General features: G+C 50.0%; 36 protein-coding genes. 34 read left to right on the top strand and 2 right to left on the bottom strand.

The genetic code is table 11. The features are described 5' to 3' along the window. Window positions 1-125 precede the first annotated feature (125 nt). The 26 genes from MCACP_RS01470 (at window position 126) to MCACP_RS01595 (ending at window position 15,339) form a co-directional block, all read left to right on the top strand. Window positions 126-377, top strand: a complete 252-nt coding sequence (locus MCACP_RS01470; RefSeq protein ID WP_406677631.1) for a helix-turn-helix domain-containing protein — start codon at window positions 126-128, stop codon at window positions 375-377. Window positions 378-390: 13 nt separating this feature from the next. Then, window positions 391-591, top strand: coding sequence for a hypothetical protein (locus MCACP_RS01475; RefSeq protein WP_406677632.1), 201 nt, complete (start codon window positions 391-393; stop codon window positions 589-591). Window positions 592-763: 172 nt separating this feature from the next. Then, window positions 764-1,150, top strand: coding sequence for a hypothetical protein (locus MCACP_RS01480; protein WP_406677633.1), 387 nt, complete (start codon window positions 764-766; stop codon window positions 1,148-1,150). Then, entirely contained in the window at window positions 1,143-1,454 is a 312-nt protein-coding gene (locus MCACP_RS01485) for a hypothetical protein (RefSeq protein ID WP_406677634.1), read from the top strand. The genes MCACP_RS01480 and MCACP_RS01485 overlap by 8 nt, the downstream gene beginning before the upstream one ends. A gap of 476 nt (window positions 1,455-1,930) precedes the next feature. Beyond that, window positions 1,931-2,257, top strand: coding sequence for a hypothetical protein (locus tag MCACP_RS01490; protein ID WP_406677635.1), 327 nt, complete (start codon window positions 1,931-1,933; stop codon window positions 2,255-2,257). Between the two features lie 49 nt (window positions 2,258-2,306). Next, window positions 2,307-3,332 carry a hypothetical protein gene (locus MCACP_RS01495; protein ID WP_406677636.1) on the top strand — a complete coding sequence of 342 codons (1,026 nt, stop codon included), beginning with the start codon at window positions 2,307-2,309 and terminating at the stop codon, window positions 3,330-3,332. Further along, window positions 3,329-3,898 (top strand): replicative helicase loader/inhibitor, encoded by a 570-nt coding sequence (locus tag MCACP_RS01500; RefSeq protein WP_406677638.1) that lies wholly within the window; start codon window positions 3,329-3,331, stop codon window positions 3,896-3,898. The genes MCACP_RS01495 and MCACP_RS01500 overlap by 4 nt, the downstream gene beginning before the upstream one ends. A gap of 85 nt (window positions 3,899-3,983) precedes the next feature. Beyond that, the gene (locus MCACP_RS01505; RefSeq protein ID WP_406677639.1) at window positions 3,984-4,268 is read left to right on the top strand and encodes a hypothetical protein; all 285 of its coding nucleotides are present in this window, start codon (window positions 3,984-3,986) and stop codon (window positions 4,266-4,268) included. 83 nt (window positions 4,269-4,351) lie between these two features. Continuing rightward, window positions 4,352-4,507 (top strand): hypothetical protein, encoded by a 156-nt coding sequence (locus tag MCACP_RS01510; protein ID WP_406677640.1) that lies wholly within the window; start codon window positions 4,352-4,354, stop codon window positions 4,505-4,507. A gap of 105 nt (window positions 4,508-4,612) precedes the next feature. After that, a complete protein-coding gene (locus MCACP_RS01515; RefSeq protein WP_406677641.1) occupies window positions 4,613-4,735 on the top strand; it encodes a hypothetical protein in 123 nt (40 codons plus the stop codon). 12 nt (window positions 4,736-4,747) lie between these two features. Continuing rightward, on the top strand, window positions 4,748-4,900 hold the full coding sequence (locus tag MCACP_RS01520; protein ID WP_406677642.1) for a hypothetical protein: 153 nt from the start codon (window positions 4,748-4,750) through the stop codon (window positions 4,898-4,900). Window positions 4,901-5,140: 240 nt separating this feature from the next. After that, complete coding sequence (locus MCACP_RS01525) at window positions 5,141-5,296, top strand: hypothetical protein (RefSeq protein WP_406677643.1); 156 nt, start codon at window positions 5,141-5,143, stop codon at window positions 5,294-5,296. A gap of 79 nt (window positions 5,297-5,375) precedes the next feature. Further along, entirely contained in the window at window positions 5,376-6,518 is a 1,143-nt protein-coding gene (locus MCACP_RS01530; protein ID WP_406677644.1) for a glycosyltransferase family 2 protein, read from the top strand. Beyond that, complete coding sequence (locus tag MCACP_RS01535) at window positions 6,484-8,352, top strand: fibronectin type III domain-containing protein (protein WP_406677645.1); 1,869 nt, start codon at window positions 6,484-6,486, stop codon at window positions 8,350-8,352. Before MCACP_RS01530 ends, MCACP_RS01535 begins: the two co-directional genes overlap by 35 nt. A 2-nt stretch (window positions 8,353-8,354) precedes the next feature. Then, complete coding sequence (locus MCACP_RS01540; RefSeq protein ID WP_406677646.1) at window positions 8,355-8,993, top strand: lytic transglycosylase domain-containing protein; 639 nt, start codon at window positions 8,355-8,357, stop codon at window positions 8,991-8,993. 9 nt (window positions 8,994-9,002) lie between these two features. Continuing rightward, complete coding sequence (locus tag MCACP_RS01545; RefSeq protein ID WP_406677647.1) at window positions 9,003-10,019, top strand: fibronectin type III domain-containing protein; 1,017 nt, start codon at window positions 9,003-9,005, stop codon at window positions 10,017-10,019. Next, window positions 10,016-10,498 (top strand): hypothetical protein, encoded by a 483-nt coding sequence (locus tag MCACP_RS01550; protein WP_406677648.1) that lies wholly within the window; start codon window positions 10,016-10,018, stop codon window positions 10,496-10,498. The genes MCACP_RS01545 and MCACP_RS01550 overlap by 4 nt, the downstream gene beginning before the upstream one ends. A 369-nt stretch (window positions 10,499-10,867) precedes the next feature. Beyond that, window positions 10,868-11,188 carry a hypothetical protein gene (locus MCACP_RS01555; RefSeq protein ID WP_406677649.1) on the top strand — a complete coding sequence of 107 codons (321 nt, stop codon included), beginning with the start codon at window positions 10,868-10,870 and terminating at the stop codon, window positions 11,186-11,188. Window positions 11,189-11,274: 86 nt separating this feature from the next. Then, window positions 11,275-11,652: a hypothetical protein gene (locus MCACP_RS01560; RefSeq protein ID WP_406677650.1), complete on the top strand. Its 378-nt coding sequence runs from the start codon at window positions 11,275-11,277 to the stop codon at window positions 11,650-11,652. Next, window positions 11,652-11,918, top strand: coding sequence for a hypothetical protein (locus MCACP_RS01565; RefSeq protein WP_406677651.1), 267 nt, complete (start codon window positions 11,652-11,654; stop codon window positions 11,916-11,918). The genes MCACP_RS01560 and MCACP_RS01565 overlap by 1 nt, the downstream gene beginning before the upstream one ends. 344 nt (window positions 11,919-12,262) lie before the next feature. Next, on the top strand, window positions 12,263-12,619 hold the full coding sequence (locus MCACP_RS01570; protein ID WP_406677652.1) for a hypothetical protein: 357 nt from the start codon (window positions 12,263-12,265) through the stop codon (window positions 12,617-12,619). 12 nt (window positions 12,620-12,631) lie between these two features. After that, window positions 12,632-12,979: a hypothetical protein gene (locus tag MCACP_RS01575; RefSeq protein WP_406677653.1), complete on the top strand. Its 348-nt coding sequence runs from the start codon at window positions 12,632-12,634 to the stop codon at window positions 12,977-12,979. Next, window positions 12,979-13,617: a hypothetical protein gene (locus tag MCACP_RS01580; RefSeq protein WP_406678650.1), complete on the top strand. Its 639-nt coding sequence runs from the start codon at window positions 12,979-12,981 to the stop codon at window positions 13,615-13,617. The genes MCACP_RS01575 and MCACP_RS01580 overlap by 1 nt, the downstream gene beginning before the upstream one ends. Further along, window positions 13,601-14,041 carry a hypothetical protein gene (locus tag MCACP_RS01585; protein ID WP_406677654.1) on the top strand — a complete coding sequence of 147 codons (441 nt, stop codon included), beginning with the start codon at window positions 13,601-13,603 and terminating at the stop codon, window positions 14,039-14,041. Before MCACP_RS01580 ends, MCACP_RS01585 begins: the two co-directional genes overlap by 17 nt. A gap of 91 nt (window positions 14,042-14,132) precedes the next feature. Beyond that, window positions 14,133-14,951: a tyrosine-type recombinase/integrase gene (locus MCACP_RS01590; RefSeq protein WP_406677655.1), complete on the top strand. Its 819-nt coding sequence runs from the start codon at window positions 14,133-14,135 to the stop codon at window positions 14,949-14,951. Between the two features lie 4 nt (window positions 14,952-14,955). Next, on the top strand, window positions 14,956-15,339 hold the full coding sequence (locus MCACP_RS01595) for a hypothetical protein (protein ID WP_406677656.1): 384 nt from the start codon (window positions 14,956-14,958) through the stop codon (window positions 15,337-15,339). A gap of 767 nt (window positions 15,340-16,106) precedes the next feature. Here MCACP_RS01595 and MCACP_RS01600 read toward each other — a convergent pair. After that, the gene (locus MCACP_RS01600) at window positions 16,107-16,232 is read right to left on the bottom strand and encodes an ACT domain-containing protein (protein ID WP_406678651.1); all 126 of its coding nucleotides are present in this window, start codon (window positions 16,230-16,232) and stop codon (window positions 16,107-16,109) included. Window positions 16,233-16,235: 3 nt separating this feature from the next. Continuing rightward, window positions 16,236-16,748, bottom strand: a complete 513-nt coding sequence (locus MCACP_RS01605; protein ID WP_406677657.1) for a LysM peptidoglycan-binding domain-containing protein — start codon at window positions 16,746-16,748, stop codon at window positions 16,236-16,238. A gap of 162 nt (window positions 16,749-16,910) precedes the next feature. Between MCACP_RS01605 and MCACP_RS01610 the strand changes: the two genes are divergently transcribed. The 8 genes from MCACP_RS01610 (at window position 16,911) to MCACP_RS01645 (ending at window position 24,791) form a co-directional block, all read left to right on the top strand. Beyond that, window positions 16,911-17,405 (top strand): hypothetical protein, encoded by a 495-nt coding sequence (locus MCACP_RS01610; protein ID WP_406677658.1) that lies wholly within the window; start codon window positions 16,911-16,913, stop codon window positions 17,403-17,405. 514 nt (window positions 17,406-17,919) lie between these two features. Continuing rightward, window positions 17,920-18,747 (top strand): Wzz/FepE/Etk N-terminal domain-containing protein, encoded by an 828-nt coding sequence (locus MCACP_RS01615; protein ID WP_406677659.1) that lies wholly within the window; start codon window positions 17,920-17,922, stop codon window positions 18,745-18,747. Window positions 18,748-18,796: 49 nt separating this feature from the next. Beyond that, on the top strand, window positions 18,797-19,765 hold the full coding sequence (locus tag MCACP_RS01620; protein WP_406677660.1) for a stalk domain-containing protein: 969 nt from the start codon (window positions 18,797-18,799) through the stop codon (window positions 19,763-19,765). 498 nt (window positions 19,766-20,263) lie between these two features. Continuing rightward, complete coding sequence (nifH, locus tag MCACP_RS01625) at window positions 20,264-21,091, top strand: nitrogenase iron protein (protein ID WP_406677661.1); 828 nt, start codon at window positions 20,264-20,266, stop codon at window positions 21,089-21,091. Window positions 21,092-21,143: 52 nt separating this feature from the next. Continuing rightward, window positions 21,144-21,461, top strand: coding sequence for a P-II family nitrogen regulator (locus tag MCACP_RS01630; RefSeq protein WP_406677663.1), 318 nt, complete (start codon window positions 21,144-21,146; stop codon window positions 21,459-21,461). Window positions 21,462-21,477: 16 nt separating this feature from the next. Beyond that, on the top strand, window positions 21,478-21,840 hold the full coding sequence (locus tag MCACP_RS01635) for a P-II family nitrogen regulator (RefSeq protein WP_406677664.1): 363 nt from the start codon (window positions 21,478-21,480) through the stop codon (window positions 21,838-21,840). Window positions 21,841-21,861: 21 nt separating this feature from the next. Further along, window positions 21,862-23,322, top strand: coding sequence for a nitrogenase component I subunit alpha (locus tag MCACP_RS01640; RefSeq protein WP_406677665.1), 1,461 nt, complete (start codon window positions 21,862-21,864; stop codon window positions 23,320-23,322). Further along, window positions 23,313-24,791 (top strand): nitrogenase component 1, encoded by a 1,479-nt coding sequence (locus MCACP_RS01645; protein WP_406677666.1) that lies wholly within the window; start codon window positions 23,313-23,315, stop codon window positions 24,789-24,791. Before MCACP_RS01640 ends, MCACP_RS01645 begins: the two co-directional genes overlap by 10 nt. Window positions 24,792-24,807 lie beyond the last annotated feature (16 nt).

Consider the following 24,807-nt stretch of genomic DNA (forward strand, 5'->3'; position numbering starts at 1 on the left):
AGCACATAATGTCCAGTCAAAAAATATTTTGGACGGAGGGGGAAATTGTTATTGACTTTGGACGAAACGTCCATTATAATAAGTTTAGCAATAGGACGAAATGTCCAGGCGGGAGGTGATCGAAGATGCGAAAGGTGCTTAGGGATGCGCGTATAGCCAAGAAAATTCCAGTTTCTGAAATGGCACGCCGGCTCAATATTTCAGCCTCATTCTACTATAAAATTGAACAAGGCATTCGTAATCCTACTATAGACCTTGCGAAAGCAATAGCGGATATTCTTGAAAGCACCATTGATGAGCTTTTTTGTACCTATGACTTGGACAATTCGTCCAGAAACTCTGAAGACCCCGCCCCTGCCGAGGCGGTAAACCAATAAGGAGGCGAACACCATGCCTCTCTACCTGATTAAAGTCACCGCCAAACGGGAAGGGAGCCAGATCTCCACAACGAGGGAGGAGGTGGTACAGGAGCTCCCGCCCGATCCGCACTACTGGGATGCGGCGGTAAAAGTTTTCCTGGATCAGATGATAGCTGAGGGTTTGTTGCTGGGGCCAGAACAGAATCAATCAATGAAGGTGACGGCTCAATGAAGCTCTCTACAAAATAATACCACTACAATGCATCAAATTCAGTCGATTAGAGGGATAAACAATGAAAATTCGTGATTACATCCTGGATGCTATTTCTATTATTACCTTGCTGGCCTCTACTTATATATTTTTTTACATTATCGCTCCAAATTAAAAAGGGGGAAGCAGAATTATGTTAACTCAAGAAATGCGGGAAAGGTTTAGGACAGAAGCATTGGAGCATATTCGCCGGGCCAACATGAAAGAGCATGTCGCCACCGTTATGGCGACGAGAGGTAAAGAAAAGTGGCCGGTGCGTATTACCTTAATGGCCGGTGAGTATTTCGAGGTCAGCGGGCGTTCCACCAGCATGGATGTTTACCTGGCTGAAACTTATAGCGGCTATCTGGTTAGTATTCCTAATTTCCAGCGTTGCGGCGTGGTCCCGGGCGATTGCAGCCTTTATGACGTTCAAGAATATATCGGCATTGATAATAAAGTAGACGCCACAACCCTGGCCGTGGCATTGAGGTACTTAATAGAAAGCGGGGAAATAGCTAAGGGAAGGAAAAATGTTTGAGCCAGAGTTTATTGAAGTGGAGTTATATAGAGATGAATGTATATTAGGTTATGATTGGGTGACCATATCTGTTACACAGCATCATGATTGCATTTTTAAGATTGAATTAGTTTATCGATCAGAGGATGAAGAGAAAGGAGAAATAATTAGGCAGCTACTTTATGAATGTTACAGCGGAAAAGAAAAGGCTATAAAGCAAGCTATAACTATGTTTGATAAATACATTGATGAAAAAGAAAAGGAGCTTTATGGAGCCCAAAATAACGAGAAAGAAAAAGCTCCCGAAGTAGCGGAGGCAAAATAAGGCTTGTTTTTTAATTATACCACTGATTAACAGGAAAGACAATGAATTTGGCTGGCCGGTTCGTCTGGAGTTCGACTCCAATCGGCACCCAAGATGAATAACCTGACTGCTGCCATGTCCGCGACGGGCTTGGCCCTCGGTACGGGGAGGGAGGGCGACGTGGGAACGGGAGTCGCTTGGCGGCAGGGCGGCAGATATGAGGAGCGAGGCTAATATGACATTTATCGTAATACGCCACGGTGGGCGATCTTGTGATCGCTGGCGAGAGGTATTTAAAGGGGAGAGCGAGGAAAAAGCACTAGCTATATATGAACGAGAATATGAAAAGATGCGGCAAGGGGGAGTAATATTACTCGGGCCGCAGGGCGAAATCAAACGAAGGAACTGGGCACCTAGAATAAGGACGAGATGGTAATTTGGCGCATGTTGTTTAGAATGTGACATAAACAAATTATTGAGATAGGGGGTTCAAAATTGTGAAACCGCATCAAGAAAATATTAAACATTTACTGGAACTAATACAGGCTAATCCTGAGTTAAGAATTGTTCCATTGGTAGATACTGAGTGTGTTCCTTCTGATGATTTTAATTCTTGGGTAGCTGATTGGGGCAAAGCAGATATAGAGTATATTTGGTCAAACATTAACCGAGAAAGAATCTATATCAAATCTGAGGATTTTGACGAGTTGGTGGAAGAAATCTTGGATGAAGCAGAATCCGAAATTAGCGAAGAGGAAGCTCGTAAACTCGTTGATAACTATGATTGGGAAAAAGTTATAGTTGTTCGCATACATGCGACATAGTTACACATTCCAAAGATGAAGGGTAATAAAGACTATTTGAGGTGCCAAGATGTCCAGGAAAAGGAATATATCTACCGATATTTCTACAGATACCAGGGTGGCTGCATTAGCAGAAAAGGCCGGACCCTTCGCGGTCCTGGCCTTCACCTGGCTTATTCCCCATGCAGACGACTGGGGAAGATTTACGGCGGACCCCATGGAAATAAAGCTGCAAGTCTTTCCTGCCTTCAACGTCACAACCAAAGAAATTCAGGATGCTCTACAGGCTATAGCCGATGTAGGGCTTATAACCCTGTACCAGGTTAACGGTAAGCAATATCTGTCCTTCAAAAACTCATTTTATAAGTACCAGACTTACATACCTGCCGCTAAGAGAAGAGAGGATAAATCCCAATATCCAGCGCCGCCTAATATTAATGAACAGCGCACAATGCCGCAAAATGCCACTGATTATAATTCAGTGCCGCAAAGTGCCATTGAGCGGCGAGAAATGCCACTCAGTGGACCTTCTCCTTCTCCTTCTCTTTCTCCTACTCCTTCTCCTTCAGAAACTAACATGGATCTTGATACAGAGATAATAACCCCAGGGGATGAAAAAGAATCTAGGGGGGTGCAGGGGGGAGAAAATCCGCCTTCGCCTGCGGCTTCGGCGGTTTCTGTCCAGCCGCCGACACATGAGGAAACCGATAAACCCGCTAAAAGCAAAGTACAAGAAGCCTATACAGCCGAATTTGAGAATTTCTGGGCTATTTATCCGCGCAAGCTAGAAAAAAGGGCTGCCTATAAAGCTTGGCGGGCCAGGCTTAAAGAAGGTGTCAAGCCAGATGACTTGATAACTGCTGCCCAAAACTATGCCAAATACTGCCGCCAGAATGGCACTGATGAGCGGTTTATAAAACACGCTTCAACCTTCCTGGGGCCATCCAGGCCCTATGAGGACTATCTATCCCCTCCCAGGGCCAGGGCAGAGCCCGGGCAAGGTACTGATATGCCCCTAAGAGCCAGCCCTGATGCCATAGAGCCCAAAGCCTGGGATACGCTGAGACAATTAGCAAGGAGTGACGAGTATCCATGACCAGGGAAGAAGCAATTAAAATACTTGCAATACTTTCTGCTGCCTACCCGAACTTTAATTTACCAAAAGCAACAGGGGAACTTTATATCAAAATGCTGGCCGATATACCTGCAAAGTTAGGAGAAGCCGCGGCCTTGGCCCATATAGCAGAGTCGCAGTATTATCCAACGGTGGCCGAACTGAGGACTAAAGCCTTAAAATTCGCTACCCAGGATGCTTTACCCCAATCCGGGGAAGCCTGGGGTGAGGTTATCAGGGAAATCAAGCGCGTGGGAAGCTACGGCACGCCGCAATTTTCCCACGAAGCCATAAAAAAAGCCGTTGACACCGTGGGGTGGAAAAATATTTGCCTTAGCACGGACCCGGGCGTAGAACGGGCGCACTTCATGCGGATCTATGAACAATACCGCGCCAGGGAGCAGGAGCAAGCTTTATTGCCAGCAAAGGTTAAAGAACTCATAACGGGAACCGTAAAGCAATTACCTGCTGCCGGCAGGGGGAGCGACCTTAACCCTGTTACGGAAATATTGCCCAGGGCGGTAGGAACTGAGTATGGTGGGCCTTAATTTGACAGTTTTATTTATCTTGTCACAGCAAAATACCCTGAGCGAGGTTGGTTAAAACTTAAACTCTCTTTGGAGGGATAATTATATGCCCTTAACCAATTACGACTACCTGTTAAAAAACTATGACTTCCTGAGCCCGGAACAACAGCGCATGATAGACAAGTTTATCTCGTTGCTGCCAGAGCGCGAACAATATTTCGCTAAAAGAAAATACGTAGATAGCGCCACTTATGAGCAGATAGCGGAAGAAATGTCTTATACGGTGAGGACCATTTACCATATACGCCAGCGGGTACTGGAAAAGCTAAAGGTTTATGTGGTAAGCCGCGAAAATGAGATTTTAGCCCGGACGATGAGGAAGATAGTCTAATAAGGCCGCCGCCGGCCTTTTCATTTTTTCTTCATTGTTTTTCTGTCAATCATGGCTTATTTTGTAAGCAAGGGGTGGCATTGATGGAATATTTAGTACAGACGCCCCACGGATTATTCAAGGTTCTCCAGCAGTTAAGCTACGGCGATATGATTATCGGCGGCCTGCTTGCCCTGATACTGGCCGTAGTGAGTTTTAAGGTGATCTACGACATAGCAGACCGGGAGGGCTTTATCTGATGTGGCAGATAATACCCGGTCATTCGCTGGTAGCAATATACGGCATGGCCTTTCTGGCGCCGTTTGCCACCTTGTACCTGGTGCTAAGGTTAGCGGGGTGGTGGCGTGGATTATAACTTCGCCTACACCGTAATGTGGTTTTTCAGCAATCCCTGGATGATTAAAGCCGTATTCTTTACCATAACAGGGTTATCTTTGCTGGCGATGGGCCTGGTCCTGTTAAGGTAGGAGGGGTGAGGGATGTCCTTTAACGTAGATATGAGCGAAGTATATCACCAGTTTGCCAATGTTTTCGGCAGCCTCACGCCTTTGCTCTGGCCCTTCATAGGTGCTTTGTTAGCCCTTTTCGTATTTGGTGGGTTAATTATGATCTTCCGCCATTACGCCAGGTAAGGGCGGTGGTTAGATGCCACAATGGCAGCTTAATTACGATATTAGCTTGTTTTACCAGTCATTTGTTAATAGCTTTTATTCCATCTGGCCTATCCTGGCTGCTGCCATAGGAATAGCGTTAGCAACGCTGTTACTTGAGGGGATTGTTAATGCGTTTAGAAAATTTATCGAGGATCACCGGGGATAGCCTACCGTCCTTCGGGCGGATAGCTATAAATTACACCTATATGGGAGGTATAAATGATGAGTCTTAATATTGTTCCTACCGATGTTTTGCAGTATATAGGCGAGGTGTTTGGCAGTCTTTGGCCGTTACTAGCTATAGGCCTGGGCATCATGGCCACTCCTCTGGTTATCGGGGCCGCCAAGACCGTCTTCTCTCGCCGCCGGGCTTAATCCTTACGAAGTAATGCTATAAAGAGCCCTTTGATAGGGCTCTTTATAGCATTACAGCCTTTCTCAGGAGTAAGGGTCAATGATACTTTTAGCAATCATCACTCTCTTTTATTTCTATCACCTGGTATGGCTTTTCATCTCTCTGGCAATTACTAGGACGCCACCGACCAGGCCGGCGGGAGAGGGGAAAAGCCGCTTTGCCGTTTTGTTTCCGGCCCATAATGAAGAAAGAGTTATTGCCGCCTCTATAGCCTCAGTTAAAAACTGCCGTTACCCTAAAGAGTTATTCGACGTTTACGTTATAGCCGATAATTGCACCGATAGGACCGCCGCACTTGCCCGGCAGGCAGGGGCGATAGCCCTGGAAAGGCAAGACCCCAACCGTGGAAAACAACATGCCCTTAAATGGGCTTTTAATGCGATAGACCTTGAAAAGTATGATGCGGTAGTTATTCTGGATGCAGATAACCGGGTAGACCCTGGATTTTTAAGCACCCTGGATAGTGAACTCCAGAAGGGTCATAAAGTAGTGCAAGGGTATTTAGAAACCCTTAACCCTAACGATAGCTGGATAACAGCCAACTACGCCTATATGTTCTGGTACATATGCCGGCTGAATATGGCCCGGTCATTAATGGGCCTATCAAGCTGGCTGGCCGGGACAGGTTTCTGCATCAGCACGGAGGTTATAAAGCGCATCGGCTGGCAGGTGGAAACCCTGACGGATGACGTGGAATATACTTGCCAGCTAATCCTTGCCGGCGAAAGGATTAAATTTGCTCCCGGAGCCGTGGTATATGACCAGAAGCCGCAGTTACTGGGAAACTCAATGCGGCAAAGGTTAAGGTGGATAAGGGGCCAGACCCAGGTAACTATGAGGTACTTGCCCCGCCTGGCGGTCCAGGCGGTAAGGGCCTTGCTGGCCGGGAAGCCAGCGGCAGCTATCCAGGCTATGGACGGCATAATGTGGGTGCCCATGCATCTGGTGGTCCTGGCCTCAGCCGGGATGTCCCTGGCCCTGTTCGGGTGGCAGTACCTTTTGAGTGTCCTGGTGACGGCGCCAATAATGTTTATACTGCCGATGGTAGCAGAACGGGTAAAAAACGGCCGGGCCTGGGTTTACCTGGTAACCGCCGGGGCCTTCTTCTTCACCTGGCTGCCGGTTACGGCTTATGGGGTGGTGACTTGTGGAGAAAAAAGCTGGTGGCGGACGCCGCATTAACAAGAATATGGTGATATGCTTCCAAAGGGCTCTACTCTTATTGGGGCTATTGTTGATATTTCCCTCTCTTTCCTTTGCCGCAACTCCTTTGCATGATAAACCCCCGGGTACCATTATTACATTTTCCGGCAAGCAGTGGATGATTCTTGACCAGAAGCCAGACGGCACCACATACATCATTCTGAACTCCAATGATGGTAACAGGGCTTTCGATCCTGATAACACCCAGTTATTCGACCCCCTCGACACGAACAATATAGGCTACTACCTGAATAACACTTTTTACAACAGTCTATCTCAAAAGGATTTAATAGTTAGTCACTCGTGGGATAGAAAATACCAGGATGGCAGTGGCAGCCAGCCGAATGTAACGTGTAAAATCGCTCTACTTAGCTACGCAGAATACAATGCCTATCGTTCCCTATTTCCTGCCAACGGTACCGGATATGGGTGGTGGTTGAGAACTTGTTATACCGGCTACTTAGGCTACGTGGCGATCATCCATGCGAATGGTAACCTGGGCAACGCCCTCGCCAACAATACTGTTTTTGGAGTGCGTCCCGCTTTGTATCTTAAATCTGGACTCATAGTATCTGATACAAATGAAGTTATCGATCCTGCCTCTCCTCCAGCACCTCCGACAGGCCTTTCTGCCACGGCCGCCGGGCCGAACCAGATTCAATTGACCTGGCAACCTAACACCGAACCGAACCTGGCAGGTTATATTATCTACCGTGACTATGTAGAAATAGCCAGGGTGGGGGCTAATGCAACCAGTTATATTGATAGCAACGTTCAGCCAAATACGACCTACACTTATGGGATTAAGGCTTATAATACTTCCGGTGTGGAAAGCGGTATAAGCAATGCGGCAACGGTTAATACTCCCCCGCCGCCTACTCCGGCTACTCCAAATTCCCTTACAGCCACGGTCATAGGACCTACCCAGGTAACATTAACCTGGCAACCAAATACCGAGCCGGACCTTGCCGGATATATCATCTACCGTGACTATGTGGAGATAGCCAGGGTGGGGGCAGGGGAGACCAGCTATACTGATACCGGCTTGAGCCCTAATACTTCTTATACTTACGGCATCAGGGCCTATAATATTTGGGATGTTACCAGTGATATGAGCAACGCGGCTACAGTAACTACGCCACAATTTATAGTATCTACACCCCAGGGATTAACGGCCACAGCTATTTCCTATAATCAGGTCCAGCTTACCTGGCAGCCCAACACGGATCCCGGCCTTGCTGGCTATATAATTTATCGGGATTATGTGGAGATAGCCAGGGTAGGACCTTCAGAGACCAGTTACTTAGATAACGGTGTCCAACCAAATACTACTTACATTTATGGGATAAAGGCCTATTCTACTAGTGGCTTCATTTCCGATATTAGCAATGCCGCCACCGTGACCACGCCGGCCTCGCCTAAGCCGGTTGTGACGGCCAGGGTGGACGGCAGGACCATTAAAATATCCTGGACAAGTTCCGGGAGCGGCTACACCTACAAGGTGCTGGTAAATGATCAAGAAGTCAATACCACCGACGGAGCGACTTATAACTATACGGCCAGCAATCCCGGATATTACACGGTCCAGGTAGTGGCCGTGGCTCCATCGGGGGAGCAGTACCCATCAGATAAGGTAGGAGTGACTATATCCTCCATTACAACCCCCGGCGCCTCACAAATGGCCAGCGACTTAATTTCGAATATGGGAATGGTAATGGTCCCGACAGGTGGTCTGCTGGCCCTGTATTTCGGCCTTAAAGCCTCTCCATTCCTGATTGAAGCCATAAAAGCCTTTATTGCAAGGAGGTTGTAGCCGTGATAAAAAAAGTAATTGTGGCCGCCGTTATCTGGACGGCCACTTTTAATATACTGGCAGGCGCGGCAATAGCCAGCCCTGCCGCGCCTGTTATAAAAGTGGCTACTATTACCCAGGTGAAGCCGCAGGAAATAGACTGCCAGGGCATAAAACAGCCCCAAAATATAGCTGAAGTTGATGTTAAAAAGCCTGAAGTAACTTATAGCCCTCAAGGAATACAAATAACATACTTCTCCAGGCCATCATTACCGCAGAAAATGGGAGAGCAAATACAGCAATGGATCTCCTGGGCTGCCGAAAAGGTGGGCATTAAAGCCTCCTGGCTGAAGGCGGTTGCCCTGGCCGAGTCAGGGGGTAATCATAATACCGTTTCTCCTGCCGGGGCAGTGGGGGTAATGCAGCTTATGCCGGCAACCGCCAAGTCCCTGGGGGTTAACCCTTATAATCCGCAGGAAAACATCCTGGGCGGGGCCATGTACCTCCGGCAACAGTTGGACCAGTTTGGCAACCTCCCCCTGGCCCTGGCCGCCTATAACGCCGGCCCCGGGGCGGTCAAGCAGTATGGAGGTATACCGCCGTTTAAAGAAACTGTTAGCTATATAGCCAGGGTAATGGAGATTATTGGGGGCGAAAAGTAAATGAGAAAAATGACACCGATAATCATTCTATCTATATTTCTAACCCTCATTAAACTGGTCCCTGCCTATGCTATAGACCCGACAGCGCCGCCGGCTTCACCAACCGGGGTAACCGTATCCGGGGTGAAGGATACAACAGCCTATGTAGCCTGGGACCCGGTTCCTTATGCTACGCAGTATAGCATTTATGTGAACGGCAACAGGTGGATGGGAACAACCGGGCCGGGTGTGGAGTTAACCGGCTTGCAGCCCAATAGCCAGTATAGCGTTTATGTCACAGCAGCTAACGATTTAGGCGAAAGCGGTCCATCTTCTTCAGTATCTTTTATGACCTCGCCACCGCCGCCAACCATGCCTAATACCCCGGTAGTGAGCCGGGTAACAGATAGTAGCGCCTCAGTAACCTGGGAAGCCCTGCCGCCATACCAGCAAATTAAGGTTTACCGCTTATATGTGGACGGCCAGCCGGTGGCCGATGTGCAGCCACAGGCCGGGGGCCTCCAGGCTGCCAGCTTGCAGAACCTGACACCAGGGGTCCACTCGGTAGCGGTAGCTGGAGTGAACGACTATGGGGAGGGCCCCCGATCTACAACAGCACAATTCAATATCCGGTCAATACCTGCCCCTACAGGATTACAGCTATATAATCATTCCGCAGATACCCTTTGGTTGACCTGGGATAAGTCAGAAGGGGTAGCCAGCTACCAGGTGCTTATCAACGGCCAGAAAATAGGGGAGACAGAGGCAAACATCTTTATGGTCAAAGGCCTCCAGCCAAGCCAGGCTTATCAGGTGGGTTTGGTGGCGATATATTCGGATGGGAACGTCTCTAATACTGCTACTATCCAGGCTTATACAACGCCAGCGCCAGAAGAGATAACCATAAACTCATTTATTGGCGCTATAAACCCCTATCTAAATGATTTGATGCCTGCTTTTACAATTGTTTTCGCTATTGGCGCCGCCTTTATGGTGGCTAGAGCTGCGAGAACAATTTTTCGAGGGGGGAGGTTGCGGATAATATGAAAAAATGGCTTGTGTTAGCACTTTTAATACCTTTGATATATAGCCGGGCCATTCCGGCATGGGCTACAACTTACAATGCTCCTAATCCCATATATGTTTCAGCTTATGAAAATGGCAGCGCTTTGAGCGATATGGTGGTTGCCAACATCAATAATACTTATCCCCCTTACTTGCAAACTGTAACAGTGGAATGGGCCGGCGTTACTTCTAGCGATTCTGTAAGCTTAATTTTTTATGACGTAAATTTAGCCCCAATGTCTGAAACTAGTGTTACCTCCAGCGGTCAAACAATAGCTGCTCCTGCCAATGCCTGGGGGGTTAAAATATCTCTTACAACAGGAAGTGATCTTGGTAAAAGGTATGTATGGTTTTCACAGGTAACAACTACCTTTGGAGATACAACAATATTTCCTGCTCCAGATACTTCTGATGCGGGTAGCGGCGGGACAACACCACCTCCTTCCGACGGTTCTACTTGAACTTGTAACGTAGACTTTAGCCCGGTAGTTACCGAGCTTCAGACTATTGTGAACCAGAATAGCAGCGTAATAAGCGCCATCAATCAGGTTCATTCCCAATTGGATAGTTTATCAAGTGAGGTACAGGCGATATATAATAAAATTCAACAGATATATGGCCAGGTGCAGCAGATTAATAGTACGGTAGGGAATATAAACGATTACCTCACAACCCCGCGAAGCGGGAATATAAGCGTTAGCACACCTACTATGCCAACATTTAACCCAACACCCCCGACCCAACCGGAGCCTCCTCAGCAGCCCTATACTTATGACCGGAACGTACCAACTATGCCGCCGCCAATAGATAGCCCTGGCCCTTTACCGGCAGTGCCCGATCCAACGATTATGGCTCATGACCCGGCAGCAACAGTCGATACCCCGTTAAATCCTGATATAGCTCAAGCGCCGGATACTCCCAGGACACCGGACCCGGTCAACATGGATGCTCCTAAAGTACCAGATCCGGTAAACATGGATCCGCCGAGCAGCCCGGACCCGGTAATCAAAGATGCGCCCCGCCAGCCTGACCCGGTTTACATGGACCCGCCGGCTTCCAGGGATGCGCCAATCTCTAAAGATGCGCCCCTTACTAGAGATACCCCTTTAACACCAGATCCGCCTTTAACACCAGATCCACCTTTGAATTGAGGTGAAGATCTATGTATGAGTTTTTCTCGGGCATAATACAGGGGCTTTTTAACGGTATAAGAACCCTGTTTGGCTGGTTAGGTAGCTTGATCTCTAATCTTTGGGAGGCCCTAAAACAGTTTGTCGTTGCACTTTTCCAGCCTTTTTTATGGCTGGTAACAGGGTTCACTTACCTGTTAAGCAAGTGCTTTGATATAGTAGTCCTGGTAATACAGATATTATTTGGCCTCTTTAAACTGGTGGGAAGCGTAATTGCCGGGGTCTTTAATACTTTTGGTCAACTCCTGGGCTTTTCTGGCAGCACCCAGTATTATTACATGCCTGGGGCCTACCAGGGAGGATGGAACGCCGTGGGTGATTTCCTAAACCAGACAGGCTTTAATACAATTGCGGTTATAATGGCCGTCTTTATATGGCTGATGACAGCCTACGCCATCATTAAAATTGCCGGGGGTGATAAGTAATGTTCCAGCGGATAGTAGACAGCATCTTTAACCCGGTAATCCAGATCCTGACTTCAGCGCGGGACCGCCTGGAGGGAGTTTCCCTGGTTGCCGCCAGGGGGTTAAATCTTGATTATTTCCTGGGTCCTCTTTCTATGCTATCACCTGAATGGAGGGCACTTATAGGCAGCATAGTAGCCAGCGCCTTCCTCATCCTGGGGGTACTGGTGGCGAGAAAGACCTATAGCCTATATCTTGCCTTTAAAGAAGGTGTCAAATGGTGGTAAAAATAAGCATGCCCTTCAGAGCCCCATATTTGCCCTGTATTGCGTCAATACCCCGTTTAGGGATAAATGTATTGGCGGCACATTTTCGCCCGTCATAAGTCAAATATGAAAGCCGTTTCGAGGTCCACGATAGTAATTTTTATTGTGGACCTCTTTTTTGGCCCGGAATTTCAGATAATGTTCATTGTGCGAAGTTTAAGGTTGATTATCATGGTATTAGGAGGGATAACGCATGGTATTTCAATTTTTCTTCCAGGCGGCCTTTGGTATAACCGCCGGAATTGCTGCCGTAGTGATACCGGCTACATGGCTATATTTCAGGATTAGCCAGGGAGGGGCAAGGAATGGTATTAGGCATAGGTAAACGTAAGCAGGATAACTATGACCTGATTATCCTCATGAATGATAGGGAGATTAGGACCATACCTGTTGAAAGCGAGGATGAGGAAGCGGTTACCGGAGCAGGGATGGTCCTCCCGAAAGCAGATGCGGAAGTCAGGTACTTCCCTGGCGGCGGCCGGGCCTATGTGTACGGGTACAAGGGCAACTACCTGGCCGAGAGTGAAAATATCGCCAGGCTGGAAAAATCGGTGGTCCTGCGCAACTTGTTTGACTACGGCAGTACCGCCCGGACGGCAAATATCCAGTTTTACGTTATGATAGCAGCGTTAATAATAACGGTGTTCCTTTTAAGGCATTAGGGGGTGAGATGAATGGCTGAAGAAAACAATAACGGCGGTAGTGGTGGCCGCAGCCTTCAGGACATCATGGCCGGGGAGCTTTTTGCCTCCAGCAGGGGTGACCTGGTGGAAACCCTCCGGTTCATGGAAAAGCATGGAACGCCACTAAGTGAGCGCCAGGTGGCGGCGATTGCTCTGCTCCGGACCCTCCAGGCCCAAAGGCATCACAAGCTCTATGAGCCAATTATAGCTACAGCAACCGGTATGGCTAAGGAAATTACGCCGCCTGATGTATTTATCGACGTGATCGAAAAGATGACCCTGGGCGGTTTTGTGACCGGCAAGGTGAGGCTGTCTAAGGTATTTGGCGGTGATAAGTGATGTATGTTTGGGTTTTTCAGGGCAACCTGGGGGAAGGAAAGACTTTCGGGATGGGTGTCCTGGCCCTTTACTTCGCCGCCAGGGCCAGGAAAGCCGGGATAAAGGTGGACCTATACGCCAACTATGGGCTGAAGGGGGCCAAGCCTCTTAGCAGTTACAGGGATTTTTATAATGTGGCCCGGTCGGAGGCCAGTATTGTGCTACTTGACGAGGCCCACGTTAACCTTGACGCCCGGTTATTTCACAAGGGCGGCAATATCTATATGACCCAGTTTTTCTTTTATCTTCGCAAGCTAAATGCAAGCCTGTTTATGACCACTCCGAGCATACGCAACCTGGATAGCCGGATGCGACTTCTAACAAATATCCTGGTTGACTGCCATAAAACCGCGTCCGGGTTCCAATACGATATTTACGATTACCAAGGAGAAAGACTGCTAAGACGCAAGTTTTTGCCTAAAGCTCTAGCTGAGGAAATTTTTAAGGCTGGTATGTATGATACCCATACGATAGTAAGAGCCGTGGAATTCCCGCAGAACGAGAGACAATTTAGTAAGTTCCTTGACCGGATAGAAGCGATAAAAGAGGGTACGGATGGAGAAGACGAAGGGGGGCAAGAGGATGCCCTTGAGGAATGAAAGGTATGCAGAAGAAAGGGTTATAGAGCAGGCAGTAGAAACTGCCCTGGAACTAGCCAGGCCGCAGGTGAACCCCTACAAGTGGCTGTATCATAACCCCTCCGGGGTGCAGACCATGCAATGGTTCGCTCATTGGACTCAGCGGTATACTGGCCACAGGTTATATAAAGCCATCCAGCGCATTGCAAAGATTACCGGCTATGAGTTGGTCCCGGCATCTCTTTTCTACCGCCATACGGCGCCCTGGGCGGCAAGGCGAGTAAAGATTTATGGCCGTAGCTTTATCCTTATAAAGCGAGAAGAAATGACGCCGGGCCTTGCCAGGCGGTATGATGCCTTCTGCCGGGATCTCCAGGCGGCCCTAAAAGAGTATCGGGATGAGTTAGAAGATGATGAGGACATTTCGCCTAATGTTTGCGTCTAATAGGCATTAGGCGTAAAAAAGGCGGCCATCCGGTACAGGTTATGCCGGTTAGGTCCGCCGTTATCGTATAACGCGGAAAGAGGTATTTTGGATGTTTGATGACTACCTGAATACCCTCCGAGACAGCACCAGGAAAGCTTACGGGGAGGACCTGGCCGACTTTGCCAGGTGGTTTTCAGCGACTAACGGGAGGCCGCCGGCGCCGGACCAGGTAACCTCCATAGACCTCCGGGAGTACCAGGGGCATATGGTGACGGTCAGAGGCCTAAAGCCAGCCACCGTCAACCGCCGCCTGGCAGCTATCCGGTCCTGGCTCCGGTGGGAAGTTGAACGGGGCAACCTGGCCGAGTTACCACGTTTTCCCCGCCGGGTGGCCGAAGCCAGGGCAGCACCAAAAGCATTAGACAAGCTATCCCTGGCCAGGTTTCTCCGGGCGGTGGAAAGGGAGGGGAGCGCCAGGGACAAGGCCCTGGTGGCCCTGATGGTCCATGCTGGACTCAGAGTAGGCGAGGCGGTAAGGGTCCTGGTTGAAGATGTAGAGGTAAGCGAACGTAAGGGGAAAGTGGTGGTAAGGAAAGGTAAGGGACTAAAAAGGCGAGAAGTGCCATTAGGACCAGGTGCCAGGGCAGCTATCAGGGACTGGCTGGCCGCAAGGCCTCTGGGTAGCAGGTGGTTATTCCCCGGCCAGAGGGAGGGCCACCTTACCACCAGGGCGGCCCAGGCCGTTATCAGCAAGTATGCTTACCTGTCCCATGTGGATGGGGTAACGCCTCACGTGTTACGCCATACCTTTGCTACCAGGTTGCTCCGGGTGGCTGGCCTCCTGGGACATGCCAGACTGGATACCACGGCCAAATATACCAGGCCAGGATGGGCGGACCTGGAAAAAGCCGTTGAAGATGAGGGGTGACAAGATGATAAAGTTACAAGGGATAGACTGGCCTAAAATAAACGCCAGGAATAGAGGTTGCTTTGTAGTGGAATATGACCCGCAATTCCCGGGCGGCTTTTATGTACGCCACAAGGGAACGCCCTACTATCTTCCTGCTACCAGGCATGATATAGAATGCCTGGTGGAAAACGCTTTGGCTTCCCTGGGGCGGCATCATGGACCTTTACTGATTAGCAGCAAAGAGGACCAAATATTACTAGCCAGCAAGCAGGCTAAATTATTCGAGGCCTTAAATGATATGCAGGAGGAGGAATGGTTCCAATGGCTTATATGGCGTATGCTCTCCAAAACAAGGATAAACGAGCGAGTTACCAGCCTCCAGCAGATCCAGCCGGGAGATTTATAGAGCTTATAGGCAAGCCGCCGGAAATAAAACGGCCAAGGCCACCTTATGACTCCCCGGTGGCCTGGACAAAAATAATGAGCCTGCTTGACTGCCATGGGAGACGATGTTTATATGAGGCCCTGGGCGGCCAGGGAAGGCCTGATGGATGGACCCGAAGAGTAGAAACTATATCCCTGCTTTTTAAATTGCCTTCAGAGGAAAGGGGCAAGCTTTGGGCCACTATCGTTAGCCGGGTAAAAGGACTATAATAAACTTATAGTTAATAAGCTTATTTGATCCAGGGCAGGCCGGGGGTTTTGTTTGATCATATCGTTGACTTTCGACTAAATGATGATGTAATATACTATTTGGTAGCGGGAGATTACTCGGTTAACTTGTCGGCTGGCCCCGACCGTAAGATCGGGGCATTATGCTGGACAAGATTATAGACTTCCTCCCTTTTGGACAGGGATATGATACTAAGAGGCCCGCCTCCACCAGTCTTATCCGGAATTGGTGGGTTAAATTTCAGGATTACCTCAATCCTATCCTGATAGACAATAATTTTGTGGACCAAGCGGTCCACTATTTTTTACAATCAAGGGGTTATACCTGTCTATAATAAATTTTCAGGCAACCAAACCGGCATAAAGACGAGATGGTAATTTGGGGCATGTTGTTTATGATGTACCCCACAGAGGTATTTCTGTAGTCTACGTCAGGAGAGAAAAAACTGTCAGTCTGAGCGATAGGAAGCGGTCAATCACTCAATATGGTGGCCACTCTGCTTAAAGGCCATGGATTGCTAAACCAAGTTGTTCCTCTTTAACCAGCAAATAATCCGTATCATAGGTCGATATCGCAAAAATACTTATTCCCGCCTTAGCCAGGGGGTTAACCAGTGAAGCTAAAATTAATTAGCCCGGTATACAAATCTGCTGTCCTATTTGAAGATTGTTGGGGTCAACTCCTGGATTGGCGGCAATTAAATCCTGTATTGTAGTACCGAAACGCCTGGCCAGATTAAAGAAAGTATCACCGGCACGAATTGTATAAATTCTACCGGGGCAGGGGGGAGATGGTGCCGGTGCCGGGATGCAGACCTGCTGTCCTATCTGCAGGTTGAGTGGGTCTACTCCCGGGTTGGCAGCGATTACGGCCTCTACGGCCAGGCCAAAGCGCTGGGCCAGGCTAAAGAAAGTATCGCCGGGTTTAATAACATAAAGGAAACCTCCTGGACAGGGACCGGGGACAGGGGGAACAGGTATGCAGATGGTTTGGCCTATCTGGAGATTCGTCGGGCTAATACCGGGGTTGGCGGCTATTAGAGCGTCAATCGTAGTATTAAAACGGCGAGCTAAACTAAAATAGGAATCTCCTGGTCTAATTGTATATAATGTACCCCCAGGACAAACAGGTTGGGCAGCCAATTGAATTCACTCCCTCAAGTTTAGTAGATACGTTATATTTGTATGATATATGTGGTTTAAGGGTGTTTCCGCCAGATTAGTGCGCGGCTAATGATAGTTTCTTGTCCGCCATGATGTATATTTATAGATTTTCCGGGGAAAATATCCTTGAGGTGATGGTTAATGGTTTTAGAAGGTCTGGCGGGACCAATTGTTTTGCTGGGCGGGTTGATTCTCATGTTTCTGGTTGTACCCTGGGAGCGAGTTAAGGAACTGGCCCTCATCGGGTTGGTGGGCGGATTAGCCCTGGCTTTCCTGGTAGTTTACCTGATGCAAAACTACTTCGGTTTCTGGACCTTCCGCCGTGTTGATTTGGTCAGTATCAGCGGGATACCTTTTTTCCTGGCGGCAAGCTGGTTCCCGCTAATAATTGTCTTCAGCCATCTCCTGGCCCAGTACAGGAGCATTTTGCCGGTGGTGCTTATCCTGCTGGCTTTTCCTCTGGGTGCCACCTTGCTCCATCTGCTCCTGCGGGCCAACGGCATGCTGCTTTATCGCAACTGGAACCTGCCCTTAACTTTTATTCTCTCCTTAGGCATCCACCTGTTGATAATGTCTTATCTTTATGCAACGGGCCGGTTGGAGAACTTACGCGGGCTTACCCAAACTCAAACTTAAAGGATCCCGGTATTTTTACCGCAACCTGACTGGTGGAAAAAAGATCAATGTAATAAAGTCAGCCCGGGTATGAAGGCTGACTTTATTTATGTGCGCCCGGCATCGCACTGAACCGCCGGAAGCGGGGGAACGAAGCTGCGTTGGTGAGCAGGCATAGGGCAACCGGCCACGGCCACCTTGAACCTGTGGTGAAACAATATCGGCCCGGTGTTCTGGCCTGTCAGGTAACGGTCAAGCCCGGTAGGCTCAAGAACTTTAGCCAGGGCACGGGCGAGGGTCCCATCGTTAAATAATGTTAACGGGTAGCTGGAGGCACCCCATTTTAGTCCATTTTACGGTTCCGCGTTAGCTACATTAGTGAATTATATCACATGAAGAAGAGGCATGGAGCGGTTAGAATTAATTAATGTTTGACTGGGCAGGAAATTTCCTGTAACTGTCGAATAGAAACGAAATAGTTGCCAGGGATAGTAAGAGGCCGTTGAATATAGAAAGGAGCATCTAACACGCAACAATGGACGTACCTTTATCAGAACCTGCCCGGCAATACGAAGACGAGATAGATTTAAGGGAAATTTTACTGGTCCTCTGGCGCCAGCGCTGGATGATTACCTTTATTACCCTGGCTGCCGTCTTAGCCTCTATCGTTGCCAGTCTAGTGTTGCCTCCGGTCTATAGAGTAGAAGCTCTGATAGAATTAGAAAGGATTGACGCAAAAGCCTTACAACAAAATGAGGGAAAAGCAATACTTGAGAGCCAGGCTCTCTTAACCACAGCCCTGGAGCAGCTGGCAGTCCCGGCGGACCCTAAAAGCTTTAAAACCCGGGGGGAAGCGATCAAAGATACCGACTACCTCAAGTTTTCCCTGGAGGGCCGGGATCCCAGTCAGGTTGCAGCCGTGGCGGCTAAAATGGTGGCCCTTTTTATTGGAGAGAGGAATAAAGTGTATGAGGAGCGTCGGGCGCCGCTGGAAGAAAATCTACAAAAAATAAGCCATGATCTGGAACAGTCCAATGCTGAGAAAGAAAAAATTAATGCACTTATTGCCGGCCTGGAAAAGGCACCTTTAAGCGAAGTCGAGCAGAAACTTTATACCCTGCAGCTGGCCCAGTTACAGGGAATCCAGGCCCAGGAGAAGGTTGGACTGATAGAGCAATATCTTTCCCTCCAGGACAGGCTTGCCGCCATGCACCCGGCCAGGATTATCGATGACATCAGCGAGCCGGAAAAGGTCAGGCCCCGTCTGTTACTCAATACGGCTGTCGCCCTGGTCCTGGGTGTAATGACGGGTATTTTCCTTGCTTTAGGCCGCAACTGGCTGGCAGGACCCTCCCAAAAGTGAATACAGGGGCGAAAAATATGGTGAAACCTTTAAAGCTGGGAGGGTCGATATGCAAAAAGGTAAAAGGGTTCTAGCTCTGATGGCAGGTCTGATTCTGGTGTTATCCTTTGTCCTGCCTGCCTGGGCCAGGGGAGGAGAAGAAAAGAGCAGGACGTGGGAGTATGAGTTGGAACTGGAAGCCGGGTTACAGGATGATGTACAGCAGGATGCTGACCAGGAGCAGGAAAGAACAAGGGAAAGGGAACGCGAAAGGGAACAAATAAAAGTTAGGAACGGAAAAAGTGTGGCGGAGCACGTATACAGAGGCGTTGAGAATGCCCTGTTACATGTGAAAAATCCGGTAGCACGTGCTGCATTGACGGCAATCCTGGAAGGACGGAGCGTAGCCGAAGCAGTTTATGAAGCCAGGGCACAGCTTGATTCCTGGAAGGACGCAGAGGAGATTGCCGTCGTCACGGAGCAGCTGGAAAATGCCGTGGAAGCCGATACGACCCTTGATGCTGCCAACCGGGCGCAAATTAAGAAGCAACTGGGCATGATGTATTTTAAGGCCGGCAAGTTTAAGGACGCCCGGGAACTGCTGGAAGACGTCCTTGAGGAGGAGCCCGATGACGAAGAGGTTTACCGGCAATTAGATCAGGCTTATGCGGCCAGCGGTGAACTGCAGGTAAAGGTTTTTATCAAAGGGAAGGCGCTGCAATTTGACGTTCCGCCCCGGATTGAAAACAGCAGGGTCTTGATACCTGTACGGTTCCTGGCCGAGGGGCTGGGTGCAGAGGTAAATTATGATAATGGTGTTGTAATAATTACCAATAGGGGCTCCACCATTCGTCTGGCGATAGGGAGCAATAAAGCCCTGGTAAACGGGGCGACGGTTTACCTGGATGTCCCGGCCCGGGTGGTTGACGGTCGTACCCTCGTCCCTTTAAGATTTGTCATGGAAAAATTCAATGCTAAAGTAGATTATTATGACGGCAGCAACCTGGTGGCCGTGCAGCCTTTATCAAGCATCAGTTGACGAGTCAACTTCAAGGGCAAGAGGCCGTTCTTCATACCAATCTTTAATAAGCACCTCGGGGAATGAAAAAATGGGTTGACAAAAGTTCCTCCCTGGCTTAAAATATCAACTAAGGCAGGAAAGGAGTATTGATCCATAGAAGGACGCTTATTGACGGTAGATACTATCAAGAGGCGCTTCATCGTGCACAAGGATGTTATCCAATGGTGGAGGTAAGGTAATGGCGCTTTTCAGGAGCTCCGACTTCTGAAATAGCGCTTTTTTATTCTAATAGCCAGGATTATTAAACCAAAAGATCGAGGCAAGGGTGCTTTAAAGGAGCAGTGCAGCTCCAGGAAAGCACCCTTTTTACGTTTTGCAGGAAACGTCCGGCCGGACGACAAGATACAGGTCATCTTCAGCCGTTACAGCAGGCCCGGAGACTGCAGCGGCTGGGGTGTATAAACAAGTGTAGGTATAGGATTTTGCATTAAAAACAATAAATATGGAGGGTTGATTATGACCAGAAAAATCGCCATTTACGGAAAGGGTGGGATTGGCAAATCCACCACCCAGCAAAATACCGCTGCCGCCCTTGCCTACTTCTATGGGAAAAAAGTCTTGATTCACGGCTGCGATCCCAAGGCGGATTGCACACGGTTGATTCTCGGCGGCAAACCGCAGGAGACGGTGATGGATACCCTGCGGGAGTTCGGAGAAGATGCGGTGACCGTCGACCGGGTAGTAAAGACCGGGTTTTGCGGGATCAAGTGCGTCGAGTCCGGAGGGCCGGAACCGGGCGTCGGTTGTGCCGGCAGGGGTGTAATCACGGCTATCAGTTTGATGGAAGAACTGGGTGCCTACACGCCGGACCTGGATTTCATCTTTTTCGACGTACTGGGTGACGTTGTCTGCGGCGGTTTTGCCATGCCGGTGCGTGAAGGTAAGGCCCAGGAGATCTACATTGTGGCTTCGGGGGAAATGATGGCCCTTTATGCCGCCAATAACATCTGTCGCGGTATGGTCAAGTATGCCGAACAGAGCGGCGTCAGGCTGGGGGGTATCATCTGCAACAGCCGCAACGTTGATGGGGAGAGGGAATTGATGGAAGAGTTTTGTTCTCGCATCGGCACCCGGATGCTCCACTTTATTCCCCGGGACAATATCGTCCAGAAAGCGGAATTTAACCGCCAGACGGTGACCCAGTTCGATCCGGATTGCAACCAGGCCCGGGAGTACAAAGAGCTGGCCAGAAAAATCATTGATAACGATATGTTCGTCATTCCGCAACCGATGACCATGGACGAAATGGAGAGCCTGGTGGTCAAATTCGGGCTGCTGGACTAAAAACCGGAAGCCTCGAGAGAAAACGAAAATTTATATACGTGGGGGTATAGCTATGAAAATGCTCCGGGCTATCATTCGTCCCGAAAAAAGCGAAGAAGTGGCAGATGCCCTGGCTGAAGCCGGATACGTGGCCCTGACCAAAATGGATGTGGTCGGGCGGGGTAAACAAAGAGGAATTCATATGGGCAGTATCTACTACGACGAACTGCCCAAGGTAATGATCATGCTGGTAGTGGAAGACAGCCAGGTGGAAGAAGTGGTGGGGATCATTTCCAGGTCAGCCCATACCGGCAACTTCGGTGACGGCAAGATCTTTGTCACACCGGTGGAAGAAGCCTACACCGTACGGACAGGTTCCGCCGGGCTGTAGGGAAAGGGTGATCTCCTTGAAAGAAATAGTTGCCATCATCAGGCCGAATAAAATTAACGCTACCAAAAAAGCCCTTGATATGTTAGGTTTTCCGGGTATGACCGCCTGCAAGGTAGTCGGACGGGGTAAGCAGAAAGGCATTCTTGGGGAAGTAGGCTTCACCGTCAGCCCCGAACTGCAAAACCAGGAGGGTGGGATGAAATACGTGCCCAAAAGGATGCTTTCCCTGGTGGTAGACGATCAAGACGTGTCCCTGGTTGTGGCGGCAATCATCAAAATCAACCGTACCGGCCAGATTGGCGACGGGCGTATCTTTATATGTCCTGTTGAGGAAGTAGTACGTATACGTACGGGGGAAAAGGGAGAGGCGGCCATCTGATTGAGAAGGGGGAAGAACATCATGCCTATGGTAAAAATGAAGTGCAACGAAACGATTCCCGAGCGGGATAAGCATATTTACCGCACCGAAAAGGAGAAATCCATAATTCCGGCCTGTAATATCGCCACCCTTCCCGGGGATATGACCGAGCGCGGGTGAGCCTTTGCCGGTGCCCGCGGGGTCGTGGGCGGACCAATTGCCGACGTCATCCAATTAGTTCACGCACCTGTAGGTTGTGCCTGGTACACGTGGGGTACGCGGCGCCACCTGTCCGACTTTTATCCCTGGGCTACGCCCACTCGCCTGACCAATGTGGCCTTCAACCGCCGCTATTGCGTGTGTACCGACATGCAGGAAAAAGACGTTGTTTTCGGAGGCATGAAAAAGCTGGAACGAGCCTGCCTGGACGCCATCCGGCTGTTCCCTGAAGCAAAGGGCCTGATTATTTTTACCACCTGCACCACCGGCCTGATCGGCGACGACGTGCAGGCGATAGCCCGGCAGGTTGCGAAGGAAACGGGCAAGCTGATCTTCACTTCCGAATCACCTGGTTGCTCCGGGGTGAGCCAGTCAAAAGGCCACCACGATTTTAACACCCAGTTTTACCGGCAGATACGGCAGTTAAGGGAGCGCCGGCCGGAGCTGAAAATGAGCGAAGAAGAAAAAACGCCCTATGACATCTGCCTGATTGGCGAGTACAACATGGACTGGGATTTAAAGGTGGTGAAGCCCCTCTTTGAAAAAATCGGCGTGCGCGTTGCAGCCGTTTTTAGCGGCAACGAGCGCATCGAAAACCTGGTCAAGATGCCCGACGTAAAATTAAACGTGGTACACTGCCAGCGTTCGGCCGAGTATATCGCCCACATGCTGGCAGACGGGTTTAACATTCCCTTTATTCGCGTCTCCCTCTTCGGGATTAAACAGACTGCGGAAGCGCTGCGGAAAACGGCCGCCTTCTTTGGCCTGGAGGAGCGGGCCGAGGAGGTAATTGCTGAAGAAATGAAGCGGGTAGAGAAGAGCCTGGCATTCTACCGGGCAAAGTTAAAAGGCAAGCGGGTGGCCATTTACGTCGGCGGGCCGCGGGTCTGGCACTGGATCAAGCTGATGGAGGAACTGGGGATGACCGTGGTGGCCGTCGCCTGCACCTTTGCCCACGAAGACGACTATGAAAAGATCAACGCCCGGGCGCCGGAGGGAATGCTGGTTATCGACAACCCCAACGAGTTTGAAATCGAAGAGATGCTCAAGAGCGAAAAACCGGACCTGTTTTTAACGGGTCTAAAAGAAAAGTATATCGCGCGCAAGATGGGTATTCCCACGGTAAACTCCCATTCTTACGAAAAAGGTCCTTATGCCGGCTTTGTCGGTATGGTTAATTTCGCCAGGGATATTTACCAGGCCCTTTATGCACCGGTTTGGCAATTCCAGTGGGGCCTTGACGGTGCTCCATTAAAAGACGAGGGGGGAAGGGCATGCAGCTAAAGGAAATTCCTATTGCGGGCATACCTTACGATCAAATAAAAATCGCCAAAGTCCCGGCCACGCCGGAGTATTGTGAGCGGCCGGCGGAGCTGATCCCCTCCACGAGCAGGAGTGTGGTGATCAATCCCAACCGCACCTGTATGCCCCTGGGAGCCATGTGGGCGGTGCTGGGAGTAAAGAAGGCAGTTCCCTTTGTCCAGGGCGCCCAGGGCTGTACCACCTACGTGCGCTATACTTTAAGCCGTATTTTTAAAGAACCGGCCGTTATCGCCACCGCTTCCTTCCATGAGGATGCAGCGGTTTTTGGCGGCCGGCGCAACCTGGTGGAGGGCATTCGCAACCTGGTGGTACGTTACTGGCCGGAGTTGATTGGTGTGGTGACCACCTGTTCCAGCGAGATTATCGGCGACGATATGGTCAGCTTTATCAAAATGGCCAGGGCCAACCTGCGCAAAGAGATCGGGGCGGAAAAAGCAGACCGGATCCCCATCGTGCTGGTTAACACCCCCAGCTTTGCCGGGTCCCATGTGGAAGGTTATGACCGCGCCTCCCGTGCCTTTGTGGAGACCCTGGCTACCACCAGAGGGGAGCCCAACGGCAAGGTGAATATCATCCCCGGCCTGCTCTACCCGGGCGATATCCGGGAGATCAAGCACCTGCTGCGCCACATGGGTATAGAAGCGATAGTGCTCTTTGATATTTCCGATACCCTGGACGCTCCCCTGGAGCCGCCGACGTCCGTCCCCTACTGGGCTCCCGGCGGCACTGAGGTAGAGGAAATTAAAGATATGGCCAATTCGCTGGCCACCTTTGCCCTGCAGCCCCACGCCGGCCAGGCCGGGGCCCGCTACCTGGAGCGCAAATACGGCGTGCGTGCCGTGGTGGGGCCGCCGCCGGTGGGAGTGCAGGGCACCGATGCCTTTTTAAAGGCGTTGCGGGAAATAACCGGAAAACCCATCCCCCGGAGCCTCTTAGAGGAAAGGGGACGTTTGGTTGATTCCCTGGCCGACACCTTGCATCACACCATGATGAAAAAGGTGGCTGTTATGGGGGACCCTGATATCGTGCTCGGTGTCACCCGCTTCGTGCTGGAAATGGGGATGGAGCCGGTGGCCCTGGCCGGTGGTACGGCCAGTAAGACCTTCGTCCACGATGTAGAGGCCATCCTGGCCGAGGCAGGGTATGAAGGCGAACCGCCGCTGATCATCAACGGCGGTGACCTGTTCGAGTTTGAGGAGTACCTGAAAAAACAACCGCGCCTGGACCTGATTATCGGTAATTCCCGGGCCGTGGACATCTCCCGTGAGCTGCAGGTACCACTGGTGCGGGTAGGTTTTCCTATCTATGACCGCTTCGGTTATCAAAAACGCCCCATTGTCGGTTACCGGGGTGGGGAGATGCTCCTGGCGGAAATTGTCAACAGCATGCTGGATTACCAGTACCCGGATGACCGTACCCAGCAGCTGTAAGGAGATGAGGGAGGCA

The sequence above is a fragment of the Neomoorella carbonis genome (genome assembly GCF_045278715.1).
GTDB lineage: Bacteria > Bacillota > DSM-521 > Neomoorellales > Neomoorellaceae > Neomoorella > Neomoorella carbonis.